Raw genomic sequence first — 25,179 nt, 5'->3', positions numbered from 1 at the left:
ATTTGGGGCTTAACTGAAAAAGTATGAGAGTTGTTGAGAACAAGCAGGAGGAAAAGCGATGGATGTCATTTGTGCAATCCATGAATCGTGTAGGGACATTTAAAAAGGGACATTCAGTAAATAGTATAAAATTAGCCAACTAATTCATATATAAAGTATTGCGAATTAGTTGGCTTTTTTGTATCTTTAGGCATTCCCCCGAATTTAAGGTTTGGCAGCCAAAACGGGGGAAATTACCCAACTAAGATATGGCTAAGATAGGGATATTCAGTAAATGTCCCTATAAAATACAATGACACTGCCAGAATTTTGTGTAAATGGAAATAGGATTCAGTTGTAAGTTTGTTCTTATATCTGGATTTTGTTTTCAAACATGAGCATAAATTGATTCATAATCAAGCCCCAGTTTGAAATAGGCATTGTCCATTTCTTTTCAATCTCCATAAGCGAAAGATATACGGTCTTTTTTACAGCATCATCCGAAGGGAATGAGAGCATTGATTTGGTGTACTTTCTGATTTTTCCGTTTAGATTCTCAATGAGATTGGTTGTGTAGATTATTTTTCTGATTTCCAGCGGGAACTGGAAGAAAACAGTCAGGTCATCCCAGTTGTTCCTCCATGAAAGTATAGTGTAAGGATACTTTCCTCCCCATTTCCTTTCCAGATTGTCAAGCTCTGCAGCAGCAACCTCTTTGTTAGGTGCATTATAGATATTCTTCATATCCGCCGTAAACTCTTTCTTATCCTTATAAACGACATATTTACAGGAGCTTCTGATCTGATGTACCACACAAATCTGAGTGGATGACTGAGGAAATACGGTGCGGATGGTATCCGTAAATCCATTCAGATTGTCGGTACAGGTAATCAGGATATCCTGCACTCCACGGGCTTTTAGATCGGTCAGGACACCCATCCAGAAAGAAGAACTTTCCGATTTGCCAACCCACATGCCAAGGACTTCCTTCAGGCCGTTCTGTTTCAGTCCGACGCAAAGGTAAACGGTCATGTTTATGATCTTGCCATTATCCCGTACCTTGAAGCCAATACCGTCCATCCAGACTATCAGGTAAACAGAATCAAGAGGACGGTTCTGCCACTCCTGGGCGGTCTGATTGACTTTGTTGGTAATGATGGAAATGGCCGATGTAGAGAGCTCTATTTCATAAATCTCATGCATCTCTTCCTCTATATCAGAAACGCTCATTCCTTTGGCGTATAAGGAGATAACAAGCTTTTCTATGAAAGTCCACGGCTTTCATGTTGGGCACTGCTATTGGATCAAACAGGCCGTTACGGTCACGTGGAATAGAGATGACAGACTCTTCATGTTCGGTCTGGATTTTCTTCGGATAGCTGCCGTTGCGTGAATTCCCACTGTTATTACCGGCCACAGAGTTCTTTTCATACCCCAAATGGGCATCCACTTGGCCTTCAAGCATTTTTTCCAATACTTGGGCATGCAATTGCTTCAGGAACTTGCTTACATCGGCTTCTGTTTTAAACTGGCTAAGGAACTCCTTGCTCAATACCTCATCGGGCACTACTTGATTCTTTTCTTTCATAATCTTCTTCATTTTGCAAATCTATAAAATAAAAAATACGAGACTCAAACTTGAATCCCATATTTCCCATTCACACAAAATATTTTATAGTGCCAATACAATGGCATATGAAGATGACAAAGTATAACCACTTCATATGCCATTTTTATTGTCGTTTTTCTGTATTTTCTCATATACTCTTATCAGCAGGACATGACGTTCCGGAAGAAGTCAGATGCCTCTTCTGATTCTGTCAGTAAAATCATGTCATGCCGCTTTAACAGCTCTGTTTCTGATCTTGTCAATCATCAGTACGGCATTTGCCGTATGTATTCCAAAGAAAATCCATAGGATTTCCGTCTTTCTGTTCCGTGCCTTTATCCTTGAGAGTGAGTAATGCTGTTTCTGTGTGCCGAAGCTACCTTCAAGCCGGGTAGCTCTTTCTTTTGAGAGTTCACTTCTGAGAACCTTTCTCAAGGATTCATCCCTGGCCGCCTTCCCTTGCGCACGGAGGTGGATATTCCATATTTTGTACAGAACTTTCTGTTGGCATTATTGGCGTATATGGCATCGGCAGCCACGCATCTTACTCTCACATTCATGAGCTTCTGCTGCATGCGGATGCAGTCCTTCAGGCGTATACCTTCGTTGCAGGCCTTGAAGGAGAGGTGTTCGATGAACGATATGCCGTCTATCTGTATGTTGTTGACCTTCGCACCGAACTCGACTGACTTTGTTTCCTTACCTCTTACAATGGGACGTACATAATGACGATCAATGCTGACAATACGATCATTGATCTTCCTGCCTTCAAACAAATTCTTTTCCGACGCATCATCATATTCTCATTGATTATCAATGGTTTGCGTCTTAAAAGGTAGACTGCTCAAAAATTTACTTGTTTTTTTGCGAAAAATCGAAGATTTAACGTTTTTTTTTATCGACTCTCTCCGAACAGAGGGGAAAAAGGCAAAAACAGCCTTTTTGAGCTCCGACAGCCCTCGTCTGCAAAGATAGAGTATGTCGGGGTTTATTTCGCCAAAATGGGCTGTAAAATCGAGTATGGATTCACGGATATTTTCGGATTCCGAGTAAGGTATTTTGTGTTTGATCGGAGTGGCCGTTGGGGACGGTCCTTCACATCCGGATTGCTTATAAGATTTGCAGCCAAAAGAAAAATGGCTGAAACCATTTTCATGGCGCAGCCATCTCTTTTCTTCCCTTATTTTGACTTTACTTTAATGAACGTATATATGAATACGGGGATAAAGTAAAGGTAGAACATAATTTATTCATGATTGTTTCCTATTTTGGAAACTTTGCTGTATATTTGTTGACGTATAAATATTATACCATATGGCAAATAGCTTGGAAAATATAGGTCCGATGATTCGTAACGAGCGTCTTCGCAAAGGGCTTACTCAGGAAGAACTAGGTGAACGAGTAGGAGTCGGAAAAGCCCAGATTTCTAAAATAGAGAGTGGAAAGGGGCTCACAATAAAGACTGTTACAAGAGTACTGGATGCTCTTGGTATGTCTGCTTCTGTTGTTTTGAAAAATGAGCAAAAGATTGATAATAACGTGATAGCATATATTGTTTCTGCTATTAGTGAATTTGCCAAAAGTCACCATCTTTCTGTTCGTGAAGCGAGTAACTATTTGATACGCTTTAAAGGTATTGATTTTATTACAGAGCATTACGATGCAGAGCATTTACTTTCATTTGATGATTGTGTTCAGGATCTTACACAAGTTTGTCTGAATAATGGAGGAGGTATTCGATGAAACTATACCATGGTTCGAATATAGTAATTGATCAGATAGATCTGTCAAAATGTAAACCTTATAAGGATTTTGGACAAGGTTTTTATCTGACAGAGATTAAGGAGCAGGCGGAACAAATGGCCAGACGTACATCTGCTATTTATAGTGGAGAGCCAATAGTTACAGAGTTCGAATTTGACGAAACAGCCTTGGACACTCTTTCAATCAAGATATTTAAAGAGCCAAGTGAAGAGTGGGCCTTGTTTGTTATGGCTAATCGTAGCAGGAAGAACTTGCAACCGACACATAGTTTTGACATTGTCATAGGCCCTGTTGCCGATGATACCATTGCAACCTTGTTCCGTAATTTTGATGATGGAATTATTGATTTGCAAATGCTTGTGAATGGTCTAAAATACAAAAAAGTTTCATCACAATATTTGTTTCATTCGGCAAAAGCCATTAAATACTTGCACAGATTATGAATAAACGGATGCAATATCTGGTAGAAGGTATTACCAAAGATATAATAGCTTATCTTATGGAAGATAGCGGATGCGATTTGCCAACTGCTCTCAAAGAATTCTATAACTCAGAAACTTTTGCAAAACTCTCTGATGAATCTACGGGGCTCTATATTGAAAGTTCAGCTTATGTATATGAAATGTTGAAAGGTGAATTAACAAATGGAAGGCTTAAATAGATAGAGAAAATATTTTCAACGTATATATGAATACGTGGAAAAAGGTAATGATTTCATGGAAAAGTGTAGATTTCATGCCTCAATTTTGATGGAAAAGTGTGTAACATGGAGTCTGATTCGTTGGAAAAAGTGTGACGAATTCGATTTATTCGCTGGAAAAAGTGTAAAACTCTAAACCATCAACTAAATTCATAAAAGTAACTAACAACGTCACTATACCAATAGATAAAATAAAAGACTCACCCTGAGCGCGCTGTTCCTGTGGGAAGCGGGGTGAGTATGTTATTGCAAATTTAGTTGATAAACTTCGTATTCCAACGTTTTTCTAAATCTTTTGCGGAATAAATTATATGACTACTTCTACACAAAGATCTGAACAAATGTGTAATCAAAAGGATTATTTCAATGGAAAAGTGTAGAAGTAATCAAGGTAAATGCAATCATCCAGTCTGATAATACTGCCTTCATATAAGTTACAGAACAGATAGGAATATTCAATATCCCTTGTTCTTGAGATAGATAACAGACAACACCCCCAACAATATCACGTACAGATATTCAGCTGTCCAGTATACGGAAAGGGATGTGCTGAAACAGCTTACTGACCATAAATAAATCTGATAGGCTATGATAGTTACAGCCTGAAAAATGAAAGTTGCACGTGTAGCACCTGTTCCGGTTACGGCATTCATATATACATAACCTGGTAGGGCGAAAACGTAATTCAGCAGGGCTACTATAAACGGCAGATGAGCTGTCCGCATCAGGTCCCCGTTTCCGGAATAAATGCTGAAAATCGGATTGAAACAGACGATGGAAAGGATAATCAGCGGGCCTCCCACGGCATATCCCATACGGATAACCCTGTTGCATAACGGTACAACCTGGCCCTTTTGCCCGGCTCCCAGCAGATTGCCTACCAATGAACCAGTGGTTGCCGCCAGCGAATTTACTATGACGAAAAAGAGGGTGGATATGCTGCGTATGACATTTGTAGCCGCCAGTTTCATCTCTCCCAGATGTTCGACGGCCACGAAGAAGGCAAACCAGGAGGCCACGCCGATGAACTGGTTGAACATGCTCCATATAGAGACACGGCAGACATGATGCAATATTTTCCTGTCAAATTGCCATTTCAGGCCATAGGTTTGCCGGTTCATTTTCCGTAAAATATGGACTGACAGTATTGCCAATGAGCATAATTCGGCAAAAGACGATGCCATTGCAGCACCGGCAATACCCATGTCAAAATGAAATATAAGGAGCCAGTTGCAAGGTATATTGACCAGTACGGCGGCAAGTGCAGCCTTGTTCAGAGGCTTCGTAAGTGTGGTACCGACAAGGAAAGACCGCAATGCAAGAAATGGGAATGAAAACAGCAATCCCCAGATGCGCCAGTCCAGATAATCGATGACTGCTGCATATACTTCCTCCGATGCAATCAGTCTGCCCAGAACAATGGGGGAAAATATTTTCGAAACGGTACACAGCAGGATGGCCAGACCTGACAGAAAAATCAGTCCCTGAAAGAAAGTCTTGCCGGTTTCAGGATAGTTCCGCTCACCATTGCGCCGTGCAATGACAACCTGCAGCCCCAGACTGAATCCGAAGCCGAGCATATAAATGGCCAGATACCATATTCCGGCAAGTGCCGATGCTCCCAATTCTATTTCACCGACATGCCCCAGGAAGATAGCATCGGTTATATTTATAAGCTGTTCGATAAGGATGCTCATCATGACAGGAAAGTTGATGAGCCAAATGTTTCTGTATGTATAGTTCATTGTTCAACATGTTTAGATACAGCAAGCTCAGTGAGCTGCTGATGTTACTTGTCTGTAATGTGAATTGATATAATGGCAAAAGATCATACAGACTTATAATCTGAAGCCTGTATGTCTAAATAACTTAAATTGAGAATGCTATCTGTTATGCGCAGCTATATGCAAACTTGCCATTTCATATTGTTGAACAATTATTGTCTCTTTATAAACGGCACAAAGTTAGTGAAAATATCAGGATTATTTCGTTTTACTTGTATTGTATGTGGCATACAGTGCTCTGAACTGAATTATATTTTGCTTGGCGAACATTTGAGGTGCTTATATTTTTACAGCCAAAAGAGAAAAATGGCAGAGTCCATTTCCATGGCGCTGCCATCTCTTTTCTTCCCTCATTTTGACTTTACTCTATTGAACGTATATAAAGTAAAGGTGGTGTTGTAGTTTCTGTCACTCAATACCGAGAATTATTTATTAAAAACATATAAATATTATCCTTAAGTACAGTAAAATAGCTAAAATATCATTAATCAGACACATCTTTTCCACGAGAAAGTTATTTATAGCTCATCTATATAATCTCAATTTTCATGAATATCAGATTAGTTTGTTTGAGTTTCAACTCTTCGTATCTCTCCCGCAATACCCTTTTCTGATCCTCCTCATTAATGATGATAAAAGAAGAGGGGTAGCTAATCTTGTGAATATCTTCACGTAGTACTTTCACACAAAAGCTATGGTATGTACAGATAAAATAGTTCACACCACCCATATCGATAAATTTCCGGACTCGATTTTTCATCTCTTGGGCGATTTTATTCGTGAATATTACACATAAAATGTTCTACGGACTACCCGACTGTATTGATCAGATAGGCATAATGATGAGCAAGTTTTTTTTTGTTTTTTCGGAACCAGCACCGGCAATTACTCGCACATAACCTTCTATTGCAAGAACTGCAGCCCGTTGTTGCTCATTCAGTCCATCCAATAAATCTAATTCGTTAATCATCCGTTTCTTATCATCGTCTATGACTCACTTTATCAATTATTAGTAGATAAAAACTCTTGTACGCTATCAAACATATCGGGATCAAGATTCATATGATTCTCGAAATAGATATTGATTTTAATAGATGTTTTGAATAACGGGTTATTCACTGAATATAAATATTCATTTAATGCAATTAATTCGGGGACTAACCACTCATGCTTCTTCATCATCCATTGACACAATACCGTGCAAGACTCTTGTGAACATTTCCGAGTCTGCATACTTTCACTACGAATATTGATTGTCAGACATCTGTTACTTATGGTGCAATCGCAATTATTACATTTTTTAGTCTTTGGGGCATTTGTCAGTTGTTTGATGTTTAGGTAAAGGTTAAATTCTATTGTCTCATGGATGCAGCCTTTAAAACGATTCTTGGTATTGCTTTTCTCGATTTTATATTTTGGTTTCAGTTCCATTTTATCTGTCACTAAATGAGAAATCCAATGAAATTTTGAGGTCAAAGACAGGTTAGCCAGATTTTGACGCAATAAATGGTAATTTACCCGATCACTTGCAACATCCATCAAGTCAGCCAGTCGGATAAGCATCATTAGATATTTCAGACTGACGGTGTCATCTTTAGCCCTTGACCTCAATCCATAGATATGAGGAATGTCATATCCGTGACTTTCAGATACTTTTGCCACAAGAGATAAAAGCGTAGGCTCAAGATACGAGAGCAGAGAGTTTGACCGATCTTTTATGAATTGGGCACTGTCTTTGGCATGATAAGCTCTGACTTCATTCTCGAAGTAGCTATACACGTCATTGAATACTTTGACTAGGAAATTCCCCGCTTTCTTAATTCTCGAGTTATTGGGGTCTGGATCCTTCGAGGCAAAATATTCCACTTGCTCTCTCATTTCACTCATTAAGTTGGAGATTAAGGTGAGATTATTTCCTGTTTCAGAACTCAACAGACTTAAGTCTGGGTGTATAACCATACTGATATCATGCAGATAACAAGCCAAGAAAAGAATATAGTAATCAACATCTTTTAGCAAAAAGTAATCTATTCGGTTTGTGAGTTTTAATGAGTTGTTGATCAGGGCGATGGCATGTTCCTCATTATGCAGTGTATATGAATTAAGGAATTTTGATCCGTTATACCATAACCCTTTTGTCAAACGGTGGGTAAGGATTAAATCGTCTACCCATTTGGGGTTTTTAACTCGCTTAATAAATCTGTTAAGCACATCTAATATCCCCATATCAATTATCATACGATTTGATACATCGCGATCTTCAATATGCTTAACGAATGAGTGAAATTCTGGCAAATCAAATCTTCGATTCCGAACTCTTGCCATTAGACGCAATTCTGTGTAACATATTTTTCGGCAATTTGTCTTGGTAAATATTAATGAATCTGAAGGTTGGATTCCTATTACCTCTGAAAAGAAAGTATTGAGTATCCTCCTTTGATATTCAGAGGAAGCATTTAATACAAATTTTGTATAAGATTTCTTTTCAAAACCCTCGTCCATCATATTAGTTGTATCTTTATCTACAAAATCACGAAGGACCTCCATTTGTTTTTTTGCTTCCAAGCTCTTACTTCCTCTGAAGTTTTCTCTTACCCAACGTATAAGAGAGACATAAACATCCCTATTAAGAGTTTTCATGTATAAGGCAGCCTGTACATCCTTACTAAAATAAAGATACTTTTGTTTGTCTTTTGCCTCTTGCAAAGAACGTTTTTCAAACTCTTGGATATTTTTGCTTAATTGTTCAGCCTCTTGTTTAGAGCCCTGTTGAATTATCAGTCGATATTCAGATTGAAATATATCCTCTTCATTATGCTCAAACCAATCGGAAATAGGTATATCTGCAGATAAAAATCGCATGTTAAAATCGTTAATCATCTGGATGTTTGGACCTCCAGATTCTTTTATCTTCAGTAGCCGATTGCGATAGAGAAAATACTTTTTAAATCTATGTAAGTACTTGAGGCGAGAAGACAATCTCTCCTTTATGCCATTATTATCCGATAAATCCTTTTCGCGGTGTTTTAGTTCGGAAATCTCTTTTGTGATATATTCATCTAATGCAGTCAGTTTTTCTAAAGATACCTGATCGTCAATTTCATCGAGATGCCATGCGATATTTGAAAAGCCCGAAACAGTCCTTTCTAAATAGGGTATATTATCGTTGACCTCGTCAATAGGGGTAATAATGCTCTTTTTTTCTTTATGAAACGCAATTTTATATTTTATTTTTGCTTGAAATTCAATATAATCCTCAGAGATAAATTCATTTAGATTGTAGCGATTGGGACTCTTCGATTGATCACACCATTCTTCTAAATATCGATTCAGTACGCTTATTCTATTTTTGAACTCGTTGGGTTGTAGCTCTGATTTAATATAGATAACAGAATCGTCCACATAAAAATATGCATCTCCTTTGAAGCATTCCTCTCTCATAAGGAGATTTTGGACCTCTATCATACATAAATTTCCAAAAAAATATGATTGTGGTAATCCTTGTGGAATACCACAGTTCATGTATATGTTATCATCCGACATATTGAATCCTTTAGGATAATATTCACTATGCCATGGTCTAATATTCTCTCGGTCTATTTGGAAATAAAGTAGTTTTGCTACGGCCATCTTCAGCATGTCCAAATTTTTCTCATATGTTGAAGACATCTTCTCGACGATATAGTTAAAAAGCAACTGAGGCGAAATAGAAGGGAAAAAATTTTTAATATCCAAGCATACCTCGGCTAGATACTTATGATTACGTTGATATGTGCGACAATGTTGTGTCACAACTTCTGAATATTCCTTATATTTATTTTGCCATTTATGAAATAAATATTGGACATTGGTCGAGGGAATATTCCCATAAAAGTTATGAGGTATTAACTTTGACAAGTCTGAAAGATTGCGTTTTCCCTTTTTATACTCATCTTCATACATTAACGGAGTTAAAATACAAACCATGCATATCATGTCTATTAGGCTTGCAGTATGCAGTGGCCTAAATTCAAGAGTATTATTGTCGTTATCGTATGACTTTAGCTTGAAATATACCCTCGTTGGGAAAATATGATTCTTGTCGGCAAACAACCATGTTAATCTTTTATGACAAAGTGCTATTACTTTTTCTATTAGTTGCATATTATGCTTATCAGCCAGAGCATAATAGAGATCCAAATCACTCTTTGCTATAATCTTGGAAGTCTTATCTTCTTCATCCTCGCAAGTTATAGGTGTAGTCGTATCAAGTAACCCTTTGTCAAAAATATATGACTCCATGCAGAATATGGCACTGAATATATTCTGTTCATCGAGTATCTTTTTGTATAGATTATCTTTATCTAATTCGTTTTTCATAAATAGTATGATAATTTCTCTATTTTGTCACTAAGTTGTTTTGCTGTATCATTATATGTACAACCGCAAACTGCTCTTGTTGATTCTTTTACTTTTATTGACAACCTATATCCATTTCCGATTTGGGTGATATTAGAGAAGTTTTCCCATAGCATGTATGCTTTTGCATACGGAACCGTTTTCATAAATTCAACCTTAATCATGTCATCAAACACGATATATATATTGGGGTCATGTGCTAATAATATAGGTCTCAATATCTGTATATCTCTGCAAATGAAAGCAAAGAATCTGTGAGCATTGAATAGAAAGTTCTTATAGCTATCCATTTGAGTTCTTAAGTAACTCCAAGTATAATCAAATATAGGATTCGATGCTACATAAAAAGTATATCCGAAGAGTGTTTCATCATTTTCCACAAGATTTTCAATCGTTTTTTTTACGTCTTCCTCATTGTTATCCTTGTCATCATAAGGAGTTTTTAGATTGCGTAGTAGTTGTATGACTTTTAGCTTTAATGGATAATCACGTGAAGCCTTCTCATTATTTATGTCTTTATTATTCGTTCGTATTGGCGTAGTCAAAAGATCTTCTAATAAATTTTCCTTGTTATATGTTATTCCTGTTTCTTTCATTGGTTATTTCGTTTTATGATATGCAATAAAATATTCACTATAATCTTTAGATCCTTCAGGAAGTATTTCTTCTATTAAATTAGTATAGTGATTTATAAAATATCTTCTCAGCGCAACGAATGCTTTTTTCCCAGCATCATCCTGATCAGGATACATGTGCAATTTGTATTTCAACAGATCAATCAGATCATTTTGCGGCAATATGGTTGCACTAGGTATGGCCACAGCCTTCTTTCCTGACGACAGCAAAGCCAAGCAATCTGTTATACCCTCACTGATATAGAGATCTTCACCATCTTTCATTGATCCTAATATCGGTAGGTTAAATAATCGAGTCTTTTGAGCTGATACAAATTGAAATCTGGGAGCCTCTTTATTCTCTCCAAGGTATCTCGATTGCAGACCTATTAATCCTCCAGTGCTATCAAAATAGGGGAATAATAGACATGGAGTAAACATTCTAAAATAGGATCTCTTACTCTCAGTAGAGACTAGGCCGCTGTTCCATATAGTTTCCATATCGAAACAGTCTTGCAGTCTATTGATTATCGAACGACAATCCTCAATCGAAACTATTTTTAGGTGTTGTATGACGTTTGGATCTAGTTTTCGCTCCTCAAATAGAAAGTGTTGTCCCGATTCTGTTAATGTATAATTGTCTAATATCCACTGAGCAACTTCCTTGCAGAAAGGCTTTACAGGCTCTGAGATTATCGGGTACCTTATTCGGACGTTTTTTGAGGGTAATTTGATACCTTTGGTCCCCTCAATTGTTATATTAAACTGTTCTCCCAACCATTGACAAGCCTCCACAAATCCGCATCCCGAAGATTCCATAACCAAACTGATTGCTCCACCACCTTTGTTGCATACAAAACATCTCCACTTCTCTCTGTTTGAGCCGTAAAAATATAGACTCGGATGATGGTCGTCATGCATGAAACATAAAGTTTTATGCTTTACCACTTCTAAATTAAGTCTCTCTGCCACCGTCTCACACGATAGAGTATTTAATAAATCTATAATAGATTGTGGTATTTTATCCATTGAAGTAGCTTCTTATAAACATTGATATAAATGTAGTAAGAATTACCATAGCTCCCAAGAATATAAATTAATTTAAATAAATTACAACCAAATATCTTCTATGGAGCATCAAATATTTTTAATTCTCAATAGTCTACTAGTTATTATATAGAAACCACTAAAATTTGTTTTTTGCCAAAAATCGAAGATTTAATGTTTTCTATCTTTTCACTCAGCACAGAGGTAAAAACTACCATATTGACTTCTGCTATTTTGTTGGATCTTCTATATGTATGATAGTAAGACTGGTCGTCAGAACGGTTGCCTCTGGAGCAATCTTTGAGGCATTCTTGCATTCCCCAAACACGATTAAGCTAATAATTGCAGGTTTGTGATTCGATAGTTTTTGCCGCTGATGTAATTATTAGTATTTTCTCTATAGTAATCCTGTATAAAACACTCATTTTCTATAAAAAGTAAAGCCGCTCTGTAATTGAAGTAAGCGACTTTACTCATGATTTTACATTAATTTTAGTAATATATCCAGCAATTATTATCCTTTCTATAATCTTTAAAATACTGGATACGGTCAACAATGTCAATACCTTCTGTATTTTGTGGTATATTAAATCTGGCGCGCTCTTTATCATCATTCAAAGAGTATGAAACAAAGGCACTGTTTTCACATGTCAATAGCCCTTTTCTGTAAGAAAGCGCACGGATATCATACCACTCTACAGAATTTGCTACTGCTTTATTCTCAATTAGTGCTTTAAGCATACATTGGTAGGCGTTAGATGATTCGCGCTTTTCAGAGTGCAAAGCCACAAGAGCATATGGTTGATCGTCATACATAGTATATTTACCATAGCGTTTGGGGCGGAAGCATGGATATGCGATATAGTAATATCTCCAATCATATTGTTTTTTATCCTTGCACTCTATCAGATATGTATTGATTTTTTCTTGTAAATATTTGTCGTCTATTTTTATGTTAGTCTCAAGCAGAGAACGCAATGATTTCTTTGTCTTATCAAAATCTGGATTTTTGCCTGTCGGATGAAATAACGCATACCAAGCCTTATCACCGATTTCATTCTGATCACCTGAACCAAGTTGAATACACCAGTTGTTTAATCTTTGGCTATAATCAGATATTGCTAACATTGCACAGTCAATGACATCGCGAGAGCATGTATCAAAAACGTGGATGAATCGTTGATAAAGATGAGTGTTTTTATAACCAACAACATCTGTACGACCTTGAAGCAGATAGTGGTCCTCCAAACGAAAAAGGCCGTCAGAATACTCTGGATGCTCTTTGGTAAACTGAAGTTTTTGTCGCTCCTCTTCCATTTGAATCACATTAAAATTCTGTCTCTTGTCATTATCAATTGTTATAAAATCTGCAATCTCTCCAGAAAGAATAATACTATCTACCTGACGAAGATTTGCGGGCATACGGTTTCCAGCATCACCATTAGGATTGTCTACAACCTCATTTCTGGAATTCTTGAGCAGATTTACTACCACGCGCAAACGTCGGCGGAAATCTATTTCTTTTATCGAGCCATTTTTCATTAAATAGAGCATGAAGGAGTAAAGCATTATTAACCAATAGGGGGTATTTCTATTCAATGCTGCTCCATTCAATACCTCTTTGAAAATATCGAGGTTTGATATTTGTTGAGGCACAACGACTTTTCCTGGTTCATAATGATTTTCTGAAAGATAGGAACTGAAAAAATCACCGATTGGGTTAGTGGTCGATGTAGTGAAAAGTTGCGTCTTGCTCTGGATATTAACCATACAATCGAAGGCTGTTTCAAGAAAGACTACATTGTCCGGTTGGTTCTTATAAAGTCTGTCCAGTAAACTGAAATCATCTTTTAAATTGAACTCTGACGACGATTGGTCTGACTTATAGATCAGAATGAGAGATACCATGCGGAAAAAGTTCAGGAAACTGTCATCAACAAGATTATATTTATCCCGATAAGGCCAAAGTAAATCGGTCCATTCGCGGTCTATCTTAAGGCCAATACGTTTAGCTGCAGTTTCATCGTTATTTTCAGAGCGTATAATCTTTAAGAGTTCTGCCTTGAAATGCTCAAAGTCAGTGAGAGGTTTTCCACGGGAGTTCATTTTTATGTAAATATCATCTGTCAGCTTCATCTCCTCAATGTCGCGGAAATAGAAATTAATTTTATCTAACTTGTTCCATAAGTCATCAGTGTCACTAAAACGTTCTTGGATTTCATCAAGCATTGTAAGCATTCCTCTGACTGTAGGGTCGTTAATCCAATCCATAGGGAACCACCCTTCATTTCTAATTTCATCACTAAGCCGTTTCTTCAGTGTTGGTTTATAGTTAACGAGCTTTGTAAGAAAATCTCTCGCACTATACCGTGTGTTGTATGAGAACCTCGCAAGCCGTTTATCATTGATGTCCTCTTTTTTGTCTGCATACCAATGAAGTAGCCAAAGAGTAGTTAGCCGTTGCTGCCCATCAAGAGGAATCAGTTGACCATTTTGAATATTACCATAAATAAAATCAAGTGTCAAGCCATTGTTCATTAATCCGGCTTGTATAGCAGAGAGAAAACGCTCACGGGTTTTTACCGCATGTGTATCAGAACGACCTTGTGCATAAGCACGTTGAATACGTGGTATGATGATCCCACTTATTCCATAAGGATTGTTTTCAGAAATCAGATTCTTCAGTGTTGTAGTTCTCATTTGTTAATGAATGGAGGGTTTATAAATAATAAGGAGAGATTTTCTCGTCAATGGCCTCTACATAATCTCTTCGGTCAGATTCTCCCCAAAAGAAAAGTGATGGACTTTCTTTCGTATAGTACTTGAAAAATACATGTTTGGTACAAATTGGAATGTATCTTCCTTCTCTATCGTAATTAATAACCCGGTGTCTTTTAACATCAAAAACAGAATTGCTAAGAGCCGCATTTTGTGACACATCCAGCAAGGCCATATTTGCTAAGTGATGTGAGTATTCATTCTCTTTTACTGCATCTTCCTTTGGAGTGAATATGATGATTACTTCCTTCTGAATCTCATTAAAGCGTTCTAGTACATTACCTGGGTCCTTATCGCTATGAAGCTGCTCAATCAGTATCTCCATTTTCTCTATAAGTTCATCATTTGCTTCGAAAATATAACCTTCGGATGATTTCAAAATGGCAATATGACTTTCTAGCCATGCAAGAATATCTTTATTCTTTTTTAGGCTCTCGGCATTTTGGGCGTGGATATGTTCCAAACTCCATTTGGAATCTTTATGCTTGTCAAATGGGAATCTTCGTTTACCCTCGTCCATCAGACGTTCTGTTTCCACATTAAACAAAGTCAATACTTTCTGTAGTTTATCTTTTCGGTTGTCGTATGATAGGCTAAGTAACTCCTCTTTATCTTTAATGCCTATTGACTCTGAAATCATTTTGTCAAGCTCTACGAGAAATATATCCTTAGCAAGGGGTATGCCGCCATTGTTTTGCCATATGGTATAAATCTTTTTTAGTGGAATGCCTATTGTTATCAGATAACCGATTTTATGGTAGAAGTCATGGTTAGTATACCATTCTCGGAGTGTAAGGAATACGTGATATATGCGACTCCATATTTCAAGTAGTGGATTTCCAGAAGTCGTTTCAGTTAGAGCCTTTATTTGTCGGTCAAAGTAAAAGAATGTTCGATATTTTTCGCGGTCATTGCCAGATTCGTCCACCATCAGATCAAGGATAAGATCTATACGAGTTGGATTTTGTTTTCCATCAGTATTGGACAAAAATCCCCAAAATGATGGATTTCGCAGTTCTTGCTCAATCATATCCCACTGTAATGAGACTTCCTCTTGTCTTCCTGACATTTTATCTTTCGCACTGTCTTTTAGAAACAAGGCTTTTACAAGTTCCGAACTTGTCAATGGAATTTTACCAATATTTAGACGCTCAAATAACTCAATGCCGTCCTCTGTAGAATCGACCTCGTACCAAATGACGCTTACTGATGATATGAAATATTCATTGAGTCTGGTCAGGTAAGCAGCCATTTCTCGACGATCTCCTTGTGTCTTTTCGGTAAAGTAGTCCTCTATATATTCGTATGCAGATGCTATAAAATAATAATCAATGTTCTGGTTTCTAAGCGAAAGGTCAATATTTCCTAGAAAGTTTGCTGATTCTTTACGAGTTTCATACTCTAATTTAAAGCTAGGTTCATAGAGATCCCCCAGCTTCGCTTCCATAAACTTGCAAATTAGGTATATTGTAGTAAGACGTTGTTGCCCGTCAATGAGTTCGAATCTCTCGTCTTTTTTCTTTACAACTATTGGTTGTAAGCAGTATGGATTCCCGTTACTCTCATAAATGTCATCTAGAAGGAGTTTGATTTCTTCAGAAGTCCATCTGTAGCCCCTCTGATAATTTGGGAGGTAGAATAGGCCTTTGATTTTTCCTACATTTTTCGTCTCAAGAAGGATGTTTGACATATCGTAGTATCTTTATTAATTGTCAATATTTTTTTGCTTAAAAGTTATAGCCATTCAAATATACTTGTTTTTTGCAAGAAAATCATGGATTTAAGATTTTTTATTGTACCCTTCCCAACAGAGGGAAAGAGGCAAAAAACACCTTTTCGTACCCCGACAATCCCGTCTACAAAGATAGACATGTCGGGGGTATTTCTCTCAAATGGACTGTAAAACCAAGGATGGCGCTGATTTTATGAAAAAGTGTGGATTTCAAGTTCCAATATTGATGGAAAAGTGTATAAAGGGAGTCTGATTCGTTGGAAAAAGTGTGAGATAACAGGTATTATTCACTTGAAAAAAATGTAAAGCTCTAAACCATCATCGAAGTTAGCACTCAGGGGCAATACTTTGAACTTTCCCAGTAAAAGGGTAACGAAAACAAAATATACGTTTGCACTTGCACTATGGATCACACATTTTGCTTTATATCGGTTTTCTCTAAAGAAATTTGCTGGTCCTCAAGAAAATCCGTAATTTTGCAACGTCATTGAATATAAAAACATAAGCTTACAATGCAGCAAAGAAGAATGAACAACTGGAACACCGTATTGGATCGAGGCATAAAATGCCTTGAGAGATTGTCGTATGTCCATACTTCGGGCATTGGAGCATTCTATAACTTTTGGAGACATTTTCCGACGAACGTCTGATAGAACATCGGGGATACGATGATGCTGGTATCCCGCTGAAACGATAAATGAAAACCGTCGGAGAGTCCTTACCAAACTTTTCGACGGTTTTTGTTTTAGATCTTTGATCTACAATAAACGCTGCGCCTCTGCATATTCCGGACAATAACCGGATCTGCATTCGGCTTGCAGTTTATTTGATGCCTGTTGGTGACGTTCGCACGATGTGCTCTTCTCCGTCAATTCCGTCCACGGGCTGAATTGAAACGTATTATTAACCGCGCAGTGATGCGCATGAATGAAAAGATTATGAATTATAAATTTGACGGAAGCAGGGTGTTTTTTACATCCGACACCCACTTCAACCACACCAATATCATCAGGTTCTGCAACAGACCCTTCAAGGATGTGTCGCACATGAATGAAACGATTATTTCCAACTGGAACCGCATGGTCGGCCCAGAAGATATCGTGTTTCACCTGGGCGATTTCTGTCTTGGCGGTTCTGCCGAATGGATAAACATACTGAACAGGCTGAACGGGAAAATATACCTTATTTCCGGCAACCACGACATCAAGAACCTGAGGCAGAATTACACGAAATACTTCGAGCAGATAACAATGCAGATGTATATCGAGGTGGATAAACAGAAGATTTATCTGAATCACTGTCCATTCCTTTGCTATGGCGGCTCATACGATGACACCTGGCAGCTTTTCGGACACGTGCATACCCGAAGGAACAATACCGGAAAGGATGCTTCTCGGCTAAGTATGCTTCTTCCGACACAATATGATGTCGGAGTGGACAACAACGATTTCACTCCGGTTTCATTTGCGCAGGTGAAGGCAATCATAGGGAAACAGATTGAGCATTCAAAGAAAGGAGAACAGTAAGATGAAGATACAATACATGAGTGATCTGCACATGGAGTTACAGGAGAATGGCAGATACTTGAAAAACAATGAATTGCCTGTAACCATGTGGGATATGTATTTGAGGATGAAACCTGATAAACAGATTTGATCCGGCCAGGTTTATTGAAATTTAATGGACATACAGAAATGAACGAAAGAAAGATCATAGACAGAAGGCTCCTTGCTGATTTAGCGAAGGAGGTCGGGCTTAACACCTCGCATTTGGAGGCATTGGGTGAAAGCCGTCAATGGGAGATTGGCATTGGTAACGATATGCTTGAACGGCTGGTTGAGATCCAACATCAGTTTGAGCAACTGGTCGTAATGGGAGACGATGAGTACCGGGGATTCTATATCGAAGTGCCACGGCCTGCGCCGGAAGAGTGGGGGGATGCCGAGGAATTGATCGCTCCGGGGGAATATGATAGTCGGGAAACATTCCTTGCGGATTGGCTTGCATTCAACCCGGTGGAGACCAGATGGTTTCATGTTGCTTCAAGTCGATACGGGGATTTCCGATCAATCCGTGTTACGGACCGGAAGCGAACCAGTTTTATCATTACGAATGACTCCAAGTGTACAGATGTAGAACCAGATGATACGTGGTGCAGGGAGAACCTAACCCGCCTCTTTGATTATCTGGAACGGATGATTGATGTCATTGTTACTAATCCAGACGGGTTCAACAATTACGTGGCGCATAACCTGCCGTACCAACAGCGCACAGGACGGATAGCACAAAAGGAATTCAACAGCATTGTGCCGAAATTCAAAATTGAGGTGGAAGATCGGGAAACGGCCATCAAGGCATTGGAGGACTCGGTGCACGGGTATTCTGCCCCTCTTTTGGAAACCATGACCATACGAAAGTACTGCACCTATTTCCGCATTGCCAACGAGGTGTATGAGGCTTATCACCGGAAGCGGGGATTCAGGGGACGCATCTATACAAATCCGCAGGATGTTCCTGAAGAACTGCGTGATGTGGTCTATTACAAGCGGAAGAAGTTCGTGGATGTGACGGAAATGTACGACATTGACAGTCCGGAGGATTTCATGCGGTTCGCAACTGACCACTATGGTGAACTGGGCCTTTCACGTCTAAATATCTTTGCCTCACACGACCGGCAACAGGGGTGGAAAATTGTTGTTTCCAACAGTTATTCTGCCAATGCCGGATTGGCCATCGAAGTGGCCACAGCCTTGTATAAGGCCGGGGTACCGCTGCTGATATACGATGCCGAGAAACTCCTGAGAATCCTGCTCGAAGAGGATTATGTACGGTTGGTTCCCGACTCCTATCATAACTATATGGGCTATCAGGAAGAGGGCATTGTTTACGAACTGCCGTGGGAATACGAATGCTCTGACGATGCTAATTCGATTCTGACTAAGGAGCAATATCAGGCGATCGTCTTGCTTGTCGAATGGCAGCCGGAGGAGCAGGTTAACCCCATCGCTTGACGAGTTTGTAGCAATTAGAAACTTGGCTTATCTCTATGCAGGTTCATCTGGAGGTAGGCCAAATGTTTATGCTATATCGCTATTTTGTTGCTTATAGATACTCTCGATTGAATATTTTTCAATATATTTGCAGAATGTCAAATGTCACTAGTACTTATATGAAAGATGTTAATAGATTAAAGCTGGTTCTGGTTGAGCAGAAAAGAACAGGAAAATGGTTGGCAGAACAATTAGGTAAAGATCCATCTACTGTTTCAAAATGGTGCTCAAATGTTACACAGCCGACATTAGATACATTGGTCAATATAGCTAAAGTATTAGATGTTGATATAAAGGATTTAATAAATAATAAATAAGAATCAATGTATGAAAAAACCTGTATTCTCGGGGCATGAATCATTTGCGTGCAAATCACATTGGTTAAAACGCGGATATGACTTTGTGCTTGCAGGGCATAGTTTTAATAATGAAGATGCTGTTGTGCACCTTGGAGTTGGTAAGAATATGGTCAATTCCATTAAATATTGGATGCGAGCGTTTGGGTTATTGAAAGCAGAAGGGGAATTAACCCCGTTAGCTCATAAACTTATGAGTGATAGAAATGGCTATGATCCTTTTTTTGAAGATATGGGTAGCTTATGGTTGTTGCATTTTAATCTTATAAATGAAGATTATGCAACAATTTATAAAAGCACTTTTATTGATTACCATAAACAGCGTAATTTAATTGATGGTATAAAACTTCAAAATTTCATTAAGCATCTATGCTTTGATGGCACGAGCTATAAAAACCTTTACAACGAAAATACAGTTAAACGTGATATAGGTGTTTTATTCCATAACTATTGTAGCCATAGTAATGGGAGCATTGAAGAGTCGAATATGCTATTGGCTCCTTTGAACCTTATTCAAGAAACGGAAGATGGGATGTATATCTTCAATTATGATACTCGTAATAGCATCCCAGCTAATATATTTTTATTTGCATTACTTGTTCAATTTCCTGATAGCAAAAGCATATCATTTGAGGCCATGAAAGACTTGGCACTAATGTTTTGCTTAACAAATAATGATTTGTTAAGTATTATAAAACAGTTGTGTGTTTCATACCCCACCCAAATAGTATTTTCTGATGTTGCGGGTATTAAAGAATTACAGATTAGAGAAAATTTATCCAAAGATACGATACTCAATAACCACTACTTGACTGAGTAATATGAAATATACCCTCTCAATAAATATAGAACATAGCACTTTTGACCCAGAGAGCTATATTGTAACGCCAAATGCTCTTGGCGTTGTGGGACGCATTATTGATGCATTCAATACAGGGATTCACTCATTTAATATTATTGGCTCTTATGGAACAGGTAAATCTAGTTTTCTTTTGGCCTTAGAGGATTCTTTGGTGAATAACTCTCATGTTCTAGTAGCAAATAAGGGTCAATTTAATGGATATAGTCGTTTCCGATTCCACAAAATTGTTGGAGATTATACATCATTACATAGCCTGTTGACTGAACATCTCTTCCCCGATTCGGCTTCTGAGAATCTGTTTGAGAATCTATCCCGATTTTTTGCTAAAGCAGAGAAAAGGGATGAATTTGTTTTTATTGTCATAGACGAGTTTGGTAAGCTATTAGAGTATGCCGCGAAAAATAATCCAGAGAGAGAACTGTATATATTTCAGAAGTTTACTGAGTTTATTAACAGCGAGAAACGTAATGTAATTTTACTTACAACACTTCATCAGAATTTCAATTCATACGCTCTCACATTAAGTGAATCTCAGCGTCATGAATGGAATAAGGTGAAAGGCCGCTTTCAGGAAATTGTCTTCAATGAGCCAGTTGAACAACTGTTATATCTAGCAGCCAAACGAATAGAGCGTACATCTAGATCCGTCCTTAACAATGGTTTTAGATCAATATATGATTTAGCGCAAAATACAAAGTTTGCGAGTCCGTCAATTAAATATGAAGATACAGCAGAACGATTATATCCATTGGATTTATTTGCTGCCCATGCATTAACATTGTCGATTCAACGATATGGCCAAAATGAACGGACTCTGTTTTCATTTCTTGAATCGACTGGCGGAGGTTCTTTACAGGCCTTTAAAGATAGTGAACATACTACCTATAATCTAGCGGATGTATATGACTACGACATATATAACTTCCACTCTTTCCTTTCTGAGATTAACCTCGATTCGGCAGCATGGGCAGGTATTCGAGTCTCTTTGGAGCGAGTAGAAGGACTGTTTGACACAGAAGTTGCAGACGATGCAATTAAGCTTGTCAAGACTATTGGCATGATAAATTTATTCGGTAATGCTGGTGTAAGCTTTACTAAAAAAGATTTGTCATTGTATGCTAAGAATGCGTTAGGAATTATATCTCCAGAGGGTGTGATTGACTTGTTAGCACAGTACAAAATAATCCGTTATGCAGAATATAAGTCGCAATATGTTTTGTTTGAGGGTACTGACGTCAACATTGAAAGTGAATTACTAAAAGCCTCTGGAATCGTGCCTCGTTCTAAAGATGTTGTTGATAAACTTCTTGAGAATTTCTCTCTTCCCGTAGAGTTTGCTAATGCAGCATATTATCGTAAGGGGACACCTCGATATTTTGAGTATGTTATATCGGACTATCCAATTAATAAACAACCTCAAAATGAGATTGACGGATATATTAATCTTGTCTTTAATGAATCATTGACATTAGAGAAGCTCAAACAAGAGACCACTACTGTCGAAGAGGCTATATTATATGCTTATTTTAAGCGAACTGATAAAGTTATTGATCATATTTGGATGTTAGATAAGCTTGCCTATGTTCAAAATATAGTTGATAGCGCAGACAAAGTTGCTCATCGAGAATTAAAAGCTTTGATGAACCATGAACGAGGGTTGCTTAATGCGAGTGTGTTAGATGCATTATTTAGATATAGCCAAGATGTCGTTTGGGTGTATCGAGGAAATGAGTTCCAGATTGATTCTAAGACCAGCTTTAATAAATTCTTATCTCGTATATGTGATGAGGTTTATTTCTCTACACCTATATACATCAACGAGATGGTGAATAAGCATAAGCCGAGCGGTGCAATGTCTCTAGCTCGTGTCAACTACTTATCTCATTTACTAGAGAACTCTACTGAATACAATCTGGGATTTGAGGACAGTATGTTTAAACCGGAAAAAACCATCTATTTGACTTTGTTGAAAAATACCGGCATACATAAACTGTTCCTCGGTACATATGAGTTAGATGCACCCAAAGAAGAATCGTTCAGTGATCTTTGGAATGTTTGTGAAGCATTCTTGGAAGGTAGTAAAGAGAAGCCTCGCAAATTGGCTGAACTCATTAACACACTTAAGGCACGTCCATTTAAGCTCAAACAAGGCGTGATTGATTTGTGGATACCAACATATCTCATTATTAAGAAGAATGATTACTCTTTATATAATGATTCGGGAGTCTTTATTCCTTTTATTAATAGAGAGGTATTGGATATTATGCAGAAATCACCGGGCGGATTCCAAATTAAAGCATTTAATGTAGAAGGAGTTAAGCTGGATTTATACAATAAATATCGTGAAGCATTAAACCTTAGTCAAGATAGTGAATTTACGGCTGCTAGCCTTATAGAAACCATTAGACCTTTTTTGGTGTTCTATAAGAAACTTAATAAATATACTAAGCAAACAAAGCGACTCAAAAAGACAACATTGCAGTTCCGTAATGTATTATCTACAGCCAAAGACCCCGAAAAGACTTTTTTTGAGGATTTGCCTCGTGCTTTGGGTTTCAAGGATAGTGTCCTCGCTAGTAATGATGAGGTTTTGAAGAGCTATGTAGATCTATTGCAGAATGCGATAAGAGAGCTTCGGAGTTGTTATGTTAATCTGATTGGGCGCATTGAGAATGCGCTCGTCGATTCGTTGAGTTTAAAATCGACAGACTTTATTCAATACAAAAAAGAATTAGAGGAACGATACTCTTGCCTCAAAACATATTTGCTAACTGATAAACAAAAGGCAATACTCAACAGAATATTATCTCCGGCAGCAGATAAGGTTTCTTGGTATCAATCGTTGGCATATGTCATATTAGATAAGCAGCTTGAAAATTTGCTTGATGAGGAAGAAGCGTATCTGATAGATAATTTGATCCATTTGTTCAAAGAGCTGGATAAATACATAGATATTAGTCGTCAGAATCTTGAACATGAGGACAATTTTATTCGGATAGAAATGATCTCAAATGATGGAGCAATATCACCTCAAGTAGTACGGCTTAATAAGAACAAGATTGATGTTGCACAAAAAATTGAAAAACAAATAGATAAACTGTTATCGGGAGACAGTGAGGTCGATGCATATGCTTTATTAATGATTCTTAAAAGGAGGTTGGGAGATGAGTAAGGTAAGACATGTCTTAGGTATATCAGGCGGCAAAGATAGTGCAGCACTGGCGATCTATTTGAAGCGGTTGTATCCTCAGCTTCCTATAGAGTATTATAATACTGATACAAAATGTGAATTGGCAGAAACTGAAAAATTGATTGAGAATCTAAAATCATATTTAGGGCATATTGAGATATTGGTTGCGGCCGAAGATAGCCCTGAACCAACTCCATTTGATCATTTTCTTAAAATTAGTGGGGGATATTTGCCGTCGCCTCAAGCTCGGTGGTGTACACAAAAAATGAAGCTGGCAGAGTTTGAGCGATTTGTGGGTGATGATCCTACAATATCGTATGTCGGGATTCGAGGTGATGAGGATAGAGAGGGATATGTTTCAACCAAGCCTAATATTCAGGCTATATTCCCATTCCGGAAAAACATTTGGAGTATAGATGTGATTCATAATGTTATGCAAAATAGCAACATAGGTGTGATTTCATCTCTCTACAAAGAGTATGCGTCTAATGATATATTAGATGAAGCCATACAGATTATAGAGATTCCTACATCAAAAAAATTCTTATTAAGCCGGAAGTTCAATGCTTTATTGGATTTGAGTGTTAAGACCTTTAATAAGGTAGTCTTTGAATATCTCAAGACAACTGATTATCCCGTAGGAAAGTTAGAGGATTTTCCTCTAATAGATAATGAAGATGTCTTGGTAAAAGAAGATATTTTCAATATTCTAAAAGATAATGGAGTCGAGGTGCCAGCCTATTACAATCCGATTCCGTTTGAAGTTGATGGGGAAGTAGGGACATACAATAGAAGTCGTTCCGGATGTTATTTCTGTTTTTTTCAGCAACGTATAGAATGGATATGGCTTTTGGAACAGCACCCGAACCTTTATAAAAAAGCGATGGAATATGAAAAGGATGGCTATACATGGATTCAAGGTGAAACGCTAGAGGAGTTAAGTCGACCAGAGCGAGTTCGCCAGATCAAGCTTGATCACATCAAGAAGCAGGCTAATTTGAAAGGTAAAAATTCAAGTGGTCTTTTGGTGGATATGTTTGACGATGACGATGAAATACCTTGTGCTAATTGTTTTATTTAAATTGTAAGAAAAATGAAGTATTCTAATGTAGAATGGACTATTGGACAATTAATGGATTTGATTAATTGTAACCGCATAAATCTTCGACCTCCATATCAACGAAATTTTATTTGGTCACCAAAAGATCAGAAGTTATTAATAGAGTCGCTCCACAAAGGATATCCATTACCTAATTTCTTTATTTTAAAGAACGAGGATAATACATATGAAATGGTAGATGGACAGCAACGTGCGA

The 25,179-nt window shown here is 37.7% G+C and carries 18 protein-coding genes and 3 pseudogenes; 11 read left to right on the top strand and 10 right to left on the bottom strand.

The annotated features are described in order from the left end of the window. Positions 1-348: 348 nt before the first annotated feature. A pseudogene (locus tag M3087_RS13830) lies at positions 349-1,579 on the bottom strand (IS256 family transposase). Between the two features lie 234 nt (positions 1,580-1,813). Next, positions 1,814-2,373: pseudogene (locus M3087_RS13825) on the bottom strand (transposase); the annotation flags it as partial. A 529-nt stretch (positions 2,374-2,902) separates the two neighbouring features. On the opposite strand from M3087_RS13825, the gene M3087_RS13820 reads away from it, so the two are divergent. The 3 genes from M3087_RS13820 to M3087_RS13810 are packed head-to-tail and all read left to right on the top strand — an operon-like array spanning position 2,903 to position 4,013. After that, positions 2,903-3,331 carry a DUF3791 domain-containing protein gene (locus M3087_RS13820; protein WP_249096658.1) on the top strand — a complete coding sequence of 143 codons (429 nt, stop codon included), beginning with the start codon at positions 2,903-2,905 and terminating at the stop codon, positions 3,329-3,331. Then, positions 3,328-3,795 carry a DUF3990 domain-containing protein gene (locus M3087_RS13815; RefSeq protein ID WP_249096653.1) on the top strand — a complete coding sequence of 156 codons (468 nt, stop codon included), beginning with the start codon at positions 3,328-3,330 and terminating at the stop codon, positions 3,793-3,795. The genes M3087_RS13820 and M3087_RS13815 overlap by 4 nt, the downstream gene beginning before the upstream one ends. Next, the gene (locus M3087_RS13810) at positions 3,792-4,013 is read left to right on the top strand and encodes a hypothetical protein (protein ID WP_195427091.1); all 222 of its coding nucleotides are present in this window, start codon (positions 3,792-3,794) and stop codon (positions 4,011-4,013) included. The genes M3087_RS13815 and M3087_RS13810 overlap by 4 nt, the downstream gene beginning before the upstream one ends. A gap of 494 nt (positions 4,014-4,507) precedes the next feature. Here the strand turns inward: M3087_RS13810 and M3087_RS13805 are convergent, their stop codons facing one another. From M3087_RS13805 to M3087_RS13775, 8 genes are all read right to left on the bottom strand, one after another. Beyond that, positions 4,508-5,797: an MATE family efflux transporter gene (locus tag M3087_RS13805; protein ID WP_249096651.1), complete on the bottom strand. Its 1,290-nt coding sequence runs from the start codon at positions 5,795-5,797 to the stop codon at positions 4,508-4,510. A 568-nt stretch (positions 5,798-6,365) separates the two neighbouring features. Further along, positions 6,366-6,635 (bottom strand): UvrD-helicase domain-containing protein, encoded by a 270-nt coding sequence (locus tag M3087_RS14440; RefSeq protein ID WP_354003340.1) that lies wholly within the window; start codon positions 6,633-6,635, stop codon positions 6,366-6,368. 27 nt (positions 6,636-6,662) lie between these two features. Then, entirely contained in the window at positions 6,663-6,806 is a 144-nt protein-coding gene (locus tag M3087_RS13800) for a hypothetical protein (protein ID WP_249096650.1), read from the bottom strand. Between the two features lie 32 nt (positions 6,807-6,838). Beyond that, entirely contained in the window at positions 6,839-10,195 is a 3,357-nt protein-coding gene (locus M3087_RS13795) for a reverse transcriptase domain-containing protein (RefSeq protein ID WP_249096649.1), read from the bottom strand. Next, positions 10,192-10,830, bottom strand: coding sequence for a hypothetical protein (locus M3087_RS13790; protein ID WP_249096648.1), 639 nt, complete (start codon positions 10,828-10,830; stop codon positions 10,192-10,194). The genes M3087_RS13795 and M3087_RS13790 overlap by 4 nt, the downstream gene beginning before the upstream one ends. Before the next feature lie 3 nt (positions 10,831-10,833). Then, a complete protein-coding gene (locus M3087_RS13785; RefSeq protein ID WP_249096647.1) occupies positions 10,834-11,877 on the bottom strand; it encodes a CHC2 zinc finger domain-containing protein in 1,044 nt (347 codons plus the stop codon). Positions 11,878-12,387: 510 nt separating this feature from the next. Continuing rightward, on the bottom strand, positions 12,388-14,595 hold the full coding sequence (locus M3087_RS13780; RefSeq protein ID WP_249096646.1) for a DUF262 domain-containing protein: 2,208 nt from the start codon (positions 14,593-14,595) through the stop codon (positions 12,388-12,390). Between the two features lie 19 nt (positions 14,596-14,614). Then, the gene (locus M3087_RS13775) at positions 14,615-16,363 is read right to left on the bottom strand and encodes a DUF262 domain-containing protein (protein WP_249096645.1); all 1,749 of its coding nucleotides are present in this window, start codon (positions 16,361-16,363) and stop codon (positions 14,615-14,617) included. Positions 16,364-17,343: 980 nt separating this feature from the next. On the opposite strand from M3087_RS13775, the gene M3087_RS13770 reads away from it, so the two are divergent. From M3087_RS13770 to M3087_RS13735, 8 genes and pseudogenes are all read left to right on the top strand, one after another. After that, positions 17,344-17,931 (top strand): metallophosphoesterase, encoded by a 588-nt coding sequence (locus M3087_RS13770; RefSeq protein ID WP_249096639.1) that lies wholly within the window; start codon positions 17,344-17,346, stop codon positions 17,929-17,931. A gap of 1 nt (position 17,932) precedes the next feature. Beyond that, positions 17,933-18,016, top strand: a pseudogene (locus tag M3087_RS13765) (metallophosphatase); the annotation flags it as partial. A gap of 83 nt (positions 18,017-18,099) precedes the next feature. Beyond that, a complete protein-coding gene (locus tag M3087_RS13760) occupies positions 18,100-19,416 on the top strand; it encodes a hypothetical protein (RefSeq protein WP_249096638.1) in 1,317 nt (438 codons plus the stop codon). 158 nt (positions 19,417-19,574) lie between these two features. Then, a complete protein-coding gene (locus M3087_RS13755) occupies positions 19,575-19,772 on the top strand; it encodes a helix-turn-helix domain-containing protein (RefSeq protein WP_229508503.1) in 198 nt (65 codons plus the stop codon). A 10-nt stretch (positions 19,773-19,782) separates the two neighbouring features. Then, positions 19,783-20,631 carry a DUF4007 family protein gene (locus tag M3087_RS13750; RefSeq protein WP_249096637.1) on the top strand — a complete coding sequence of 283 codons (849 nt, stop codon included), beginning with the start codon at positions 19,783-19,785 and terminating at the stop codon, positions 20,629-20,631. Between the two features lies 1 nt (position 20,632). Next, a complete protein-coding gene (locus tag M3087_RS13745) occupies positions 20,633-23,845 on the top strand; it encodes a hypothetical protein (RefSeq protein WP_249096635.1) in 3,213 nt (1,070 codons plus the stop codon). Further along, positions 23,838-24,944 (top strand): phosphoadenosine phosphosulfate reductase, encoded by a 1,107-nt coding sequence (locus M3087_RS13740; RefSeq protein ID WP_249096633.1) that lies wholly within the window; start codon positions 23,838-23,840, stop codon positions 24,942-24,944. Before M3087_RS13745 ends, M3087_RS13740 begins: the two co-directional genes overlap by 8 nt. Before the next feature lie 12 nt (positions 24,945-24,956). Next, positions 24,957-25,179, top strand: a 223-nt coding sequence (locus M3087_RS13735) for a DUF262 domain-containing protein (RefSeq protein ID WP_249096631.1), incomplete at its 3' end; no start/stop codon positions are given.

This window comes from Mediterranea sp. ET5 (genome assembly GCF_023337025.1).
Classification (GTDB): domain Bacteria; phylum Bacteroidota; class Bacteroidia; order Bacteroidales; family Bacteroidaceae; genus Phocaeicola_A.
This window is presented reverse-complemented; position numbering and strand designations above follow the sequence as displayed.

Excerpts from the sequence above, each read along its gene's own strand:
- M3087_RS13810 (WP_195427091.1), top strand. The coding sequence starts at position 3,792 with ATGAATAAACGGATGCAATATCTGGTAGAAGGTATTACCAAAGATATA.
- M3087_RS13780 (WP_249096646.1), bottom strand. The coding sequence starts at position 14,595 with ATGAGAACTACAACACTGAAGAATCTGATTTCTGAAAACAATCCTTAT.
- M3087_RS13800 (WP_249096650.1), bottom strand. The coding sequence starts at position 6,806 with ATGATTAACGAATTAGATTTATTGGATGGACTGAATGAGCAACAACGG.
- M3087_RS13775 (WP_249096645.1), bottom strand. The coding sequence starts at position 16,363 with ATGTCAAACATCCTTCTTGAGACGAAAAATGTAGGAAAAATCAAAGGC.
- M3087_RS13790 (WP_249096648.1), bottom strand. The coding sequence starts at position 10,830 with ATGAAAGAAACAGGAATAACATATAACAAGGAAAATTTATTAGAAGAT.
- M3087_RS13755 (WP_229508503.1), top strand. The coding sequence starts at position 19,575 with ATGAAAGATGTTAATAGATTAAAGCTGGTTCTGGTTGAGCAGAAAAGA.
- M3087_RS13740 (WP_249096633.1), top strand. The coding sequence starts at position 23,838 with ATGAGTAAGGTAAGACATGTCTTAGGTATATCAGGCGGCAAAGATAGT.
- M3087_RS13760 (WP_249096638.1), top strand. The coding sequence starts at position 18,100 with ATGAACGAAAGAAAGATCATAGACAGAAGGCTCCTTGCTGATTTAGCG.
- M3087_RS13750 (WP_249096637.1), top strand. The coding sequence starts at position 19,783 with ATGAAAAAACCTGTATTCTCGGGGCATGAATCATTTGCGTGCAAATCA.
- M3087_RS13770 (WP_249096639.1), top strand. The coding sequence starts at position 17,344 with ATGAATTATAAATTTGACGGAAGCAGGGTGTTTTTTACATCCGACACC.
- M3087_RS13805 (WP_249096651.1), bottom strand. The coding sequence starts at position 5,797 with ATGAACTATACATACAGAAACATTTGGCTCATCAACTTTCCTGTCATG.
- M3087_RS13820 (WP_249096658.1), top strand. The coding sequence starts at position 2,903 with ATGGCAAATAGCTTGGAAAATATAGGTCCGATGATTCGTAACGAGCGT.
- M3087_RS13815 (WP_249096653.1), top strand. The coding sequence starts at position 3,328 with ATGAAACTATACCATGGTTCGAATATAGTAATTGATCAGATAGATCTG.
- M3087_RS13795 (WP_249096649.1), bottom strand. The coding sequence starts at position 10,195 with ATGAAAAACGAATTAGATAAAGATAATCTATACAAAAAGATACTCGAT.
- M3087_RS13745 (WP_249096635.1), top strand. The coding sequence starts at position 20,633 with ATGAAATATACCCTCTCAATAAATATAGAACATAGCACTTTTGACCCA.
- M3087_RS13785 (WP_249096647.1), bottom strand. The coding sequence starts at position 11,877 with ATGGATAAAATACCACAATCTATTATAGATTTATTAAATACTCTATCG.